Origin of the sequence: Streptomyces katrae, assembly GCF_000966975.1 — a bacterium.
In the GTDB taxonomy this organism is placed as follows: Bacteria; Actinomycetota; Actinomycetes; order Streptomycetales; family Streptomycetaceae; genus Streptomyces; species Streptomyces katrae.
In genome coordinates this window covers 1-3,630 of sequence record NZ_JZWV01001139.1, presented here as the reverse complement: position 1 = coordinate 3,630, position 3,630 = coordinate 1, and the positions used below count along the sequence as shown (strand labels likewise).

Sequence of the window (3,630 nt, the reverse complement as noted above, 5' to 3'; positions counted from 1 at the left end):
CCCGGCAATGCGCGCCACCCCCGCCAGGAACAGGCGTCACCGCCCGGTGCGACGGGTTCGAGGGCGGCGAGCGGGGAGCGGGTCCCCGGCCGGGCCGTGCGCACGGCCCGACAGGCCACCGACGGGCGCACCACCTCCAGGAGGGCGACCTCGCAGGCGTCGTTGTGCCGAAGCGCGATAGGTCTCACCACCGGCGCGCCCACTGACGTGGAGATTCAGCCGCGCAAGGCACGACGGTTGTCACCGGATCGGCGCGCTACCTATCACCAAGCGCACGTGAAGCAGGTTGGGTGTCGCCCGCCCCGGCACGGCCTCCGGGGAGGACCGGAACGGCCAGTAGTGGGAGCGGTCAGCCGGTTGTGAGCTGCCCGGGAATGCGGCAGGAGGAGCAGGGTTCCTGCAGGTCGGGGGTGTGGTTGTAGAGGGTGCCGGAGCCGAGGATCTTGGCGATTGAGGTCGTCGGCGCCCGGGCGGGCCCTCTGCGGGATGATGGTCGCTCAACAGGCGCGAGGGGCACGGGCGATGGCCTTAAAAAAATCTTGGTCGACTTTGTCGTCCGTTCGCGGGGCTCCCGCACACGTACCGGGTGAACGACCGACCGATCCCCGGTTCGGCACTGTCCGCGGAGGCCATGATGACCCCGTCCCACCCCGCCTGCCTGTCCTGTGGACCCGAGCAGTCCGACGCGCGCCCGCCTGCTGGCGCGCACGCCGACCCACTGCGCTGGTGCGGCAGCTGCTGGCGCGTCACCTCCACGTTCGCCCGGTTCCACCTCCTGCAGGAGCGCCGGATCACGGCCTTCGTCCGGCGCCGGGCCCGCCACCTCGGCGACCAGGTTGTGCAGGACGTCGTTCAGGAGACCTTCGTGGAGGTCTGGAAGGGCATGGACAAGATGCGCTTCCCCGAGCGGGTCCAGTACACGATCGCCCGCCGTGCCATCTGGGGGATGGCGAAGGAATACACCGAGGAGCACGTCTCCTACGACGGCGAGCTGCCCGACGCCCCAGCACCAGAGGGCGAGGTCTCGGTGGAGGAGGTTATCGACATCAAGAGGGCGCTCGCCGAGCTCCCCGAGAAGGAACGCACCTACCTGGTCGACCACAAGATGCACGGCCACTCGGCGGAGGAGACGGCCCACCGGCACGGGGTAAGCAAGGGCACCGTTACCACCAGCGCGGGGCGCGGCCTCGCCAAGCTCAGGAACAGTCGCTGGCTGGCTGCCGCGAAGTTCGTCATCCGCTACGCCGGGCCGGCCATCATGATCCTGGAGGAGATCATGCGCCACCTGTGACCGGTCACCGGAAGGTCCGAGGGTGGTTGGACAAGGTGTGACACGACGTCCTCTCGGCCCGGGACCGGCGTTCCGCGGCGCGCTGGCCCGTCTCTGCCCTCAGCCGGCCATCTGCCCTGGCTCCCCGGATCCGGTAGCTGGAGCCACACGCCGAGGGGTGATCCGGTCGGTCGGTTGAGAGGGCAAGTGTTAGATCAGCCGTAGTGCGAGGGTGACTGGACGGAGCTTGCGTCCGGACGCCCTCCTGGCCCGGTGACGGGCGCGGAAGACCTCGGATCAGAGGTGGGCGCCCAGGAACGCTACGAGCTGGGACTTGCTGGGCGCCCCGACTTTGGAGGCCTCCACGTTGCCGTTCGTTGTTCGGCAGCAGGAACAGTCGCCTCATTCAGAATGTGATGTCGTCGAATTCCGAGAACGCATCGGTGCTTGCTTCCGAACCGCGGTTGTGCTCACGTGCGAACCGCAACGACTCGACAGGACCGACTTGACCCCAGCGCCGCGCGAGGTAGGCCGGACAGGTGCTGGCTAGTCGTCGACTGCCCCCGGGGCCAGTGCCGGTGCGGGGAAAGCGAAGCGGGCCTCGGCGCCCGACCACCAGACACCGATGGCGAAGACGGCGGTGGCCTCCAGCAGGGCAGCGCGATCGAGCCCGCCGCAGGGCAGAGGCGTGCAGCCCACGGAGGTGATGATCTCCGCCACAGCCGTGGCGGCGGTCGGCCGGTCGGTGCAGAACGGGACCGCCAGTGCGGCTCCTTCGAAGGCCGGCCGGTCCAAGGTCCAGATGCTCTCGTGGCACACCCCGAACGCCTTCACCACATGGGCGCCGGGGGCGGCGTCCGCGATGAGCCGGGCGACGGATGTGGCGCCGCCCGTGGTCAGGGCCGGCCCATCCGCGCCCGGTGCCATGGGAACGGTGCAGTCGATCACCGTCCGGCCGACGAGGGCAGGGGCCAGTTCCCTGGCCAAGTGCGGGGCCGCGTCCGCCGGTACGGCGAGGAGTGCCACGTCGCCGTGAGCCGCGGCAGCGGCGAGGGTGCCGTGTTGGGAGGCGCCGGTGAGAAGGGCGGTGAGAAGGGCGGTGCGGGCGGCCGCTTCGGGGTCCCGACCGCCCACCCGGACGTCATGGCCGGCGCGTACCCAGGCTGTGCCGAGGGCCGTGGCCATCGCCCCTGTACCGAGAATGCCGATACGCATGTGTTTGCTCCTGTCGTCCGTGTCGCAAGATGTGTGAGGTGTGACGGACAGGACGCTAGGTGCGCCGATGCACACCACATGGTGTGCATCGGGCCGGGCAGGATGGTCGCATGAGCGACGCGGCGGTAGAGGAAGACGGACAAGGCCTGAGCGGGGACCTGGGCGGCGGCGAGTACGCTGCGGACTGCCAGGCGAGGGTGGCCTTCGAAGTCCTGTCGAACCGCTGGGACAGCGTCATCGTGTACGTCCTCGGCGAGAGCGGTCCCATGAGACCGCGCGCGCTGATCACCCGCATCGGCGGGATCAGCCCCAAAGTCCTCAACGAAGCCCTGCGCCGGCTTGAGTACAACGGCCTGGTCGCACGCCACGCGTACGCCGAGGCCCCGCCGCGCGTCGATTACTCACTCACCGAGGCCGGCCTCGCGCTGCTGGGCCCGATCCATGCGATGGGCGCGTGGGCGGGACGCTACACGGAAGCCGTCCTGGCGGCCCAAGCTCGCTTCGAACTTCGGGAAGATCGCCTGGACAGGAGCTAGCCAGGACGTTCCGCTGCCCAGGAGTTGGTCGGCGCTGCCGCTGCGGGCGCGCGCCACCCGCAGGCTCCGTTCCTGTTTCCCGCCGACATTTCCCCCAGCAGCCTCCCACGGCCGTTCCCAGATTCCGGCAACAACCGCTCCTGCATGTGGCCTACGTAGCCAGCCTGCCGCCGCAGGGTGAACTGCTGCTACCGCCGCCATGTGGAACATGGTCGCGGCCGGTACCGCCAGCTTCCCCGCCCGTCGACCGTCCCGGACCAGGCAGCGCGGCCCCGCCGGGATGCCAGTCCATCACCGGGCTGACGTCCTTGCCGTGGCCTTGGCACCAGGCCACTGGGTTCACGCCGTCGGAAACGACGCCGTCAGGCCTGGTAGAGACTCCAGCGTCCCAGGCGGGCGAGCTCGCGGCGGACCGCTGCTTCGGTCAGCCCGAGGGCGACCGCCGCCTGTTCCGGGGTGGCGTCGGCCTGGACCGCGCGGGCAGCCCAACTGCCGGCCTCTGCGGCGGTGGTCTCGATCCGGCGGACCGCCCGGACCGCGGCCAGGGGCGAGGAGGTGGCGAGTTTGCCGATCTCCGCCTCCAGCTGGTCCAGCAGGAGCGTGATCGTC

Annotated in this window: 4 protein-coding genes and 1 pseudogene; 2 read left to right on the top strand and 3 right to left on the bottom strand. The window is 70.2% G+C overall.

The genetic code is table 11. The features are described from left to right. A partial coding sequence (locus VR44_RS46600; RefSeq protein ID WP_211275177.1) for a hypothetical protein occupies positions 1–188 on the bottom strand: 188 nt, incomplete at its 3' end. A gap of 398 nt (positions 189–586) precedes the next feature. Between VR44_RS46600 and VR44_RS41650 the strand changes: the two genes are divergently transcribed. Continuing rightward, complete coding sequence (locus tag VR44_RS41650; RefSeq protein WP_094192086.1) at positions 587–1,291, top strand: RNA polymerase sigma factor; 705 nt, start codon at positions 587–589, stop codon at positions 1,289–1,291. A gap of 525 nt (positions 1,292–1,816) precedes the next feature. On the opposite strand, the gene VR44_RS33760 is transcribed toward VR44_RS41650, so the two are convergent. After that, a complete protein-coding gene (locus VR44_RS33760; RefSeq protein ID WP_342669421.1) occupies positions 1,817–2,560 on the bottom strand; it encodes an NADPH-dependent F420 reductase in 744 nt (247 codons plus the stop codon). 35 nt (positions 2,561–2,595) lie between these two features. Here VR44_RS33760 and VR44_RS33755 point away from each other — a divergent pair, with 35 nt between their 5' ends. Then, a complete protein-coding gene (locus tag VR44_RS33755) occupies positions 2,596–3,021 on the top strand; it encodes a winged helix-turn-helix transcriptional regulator (RefSeq protein ID WP_045951452.1) in 426 nt (141 codons plus the stop codon). 362 nt (positions 3,022–3,383) lie between these two features. On the opposite strand, the pseudogene VR44_RS33750 reads toward VR44_RS33755, so the two are convergent. After that, a pseudogene (locus VR44_RS33750) lies at positions 3,384–3,630 on the bottom strand (hypothetical protein); the annotation flags it as partial.

Coding starts and splice junctions, on each gene's coding strand:
- VR44_RS33755 (WP_045951452.1), top strand. CDS start 2,596: ATGAGCGACGCGGCGGTAGAGGAAGACGGACAAGGCCTGAGCGGGGAC.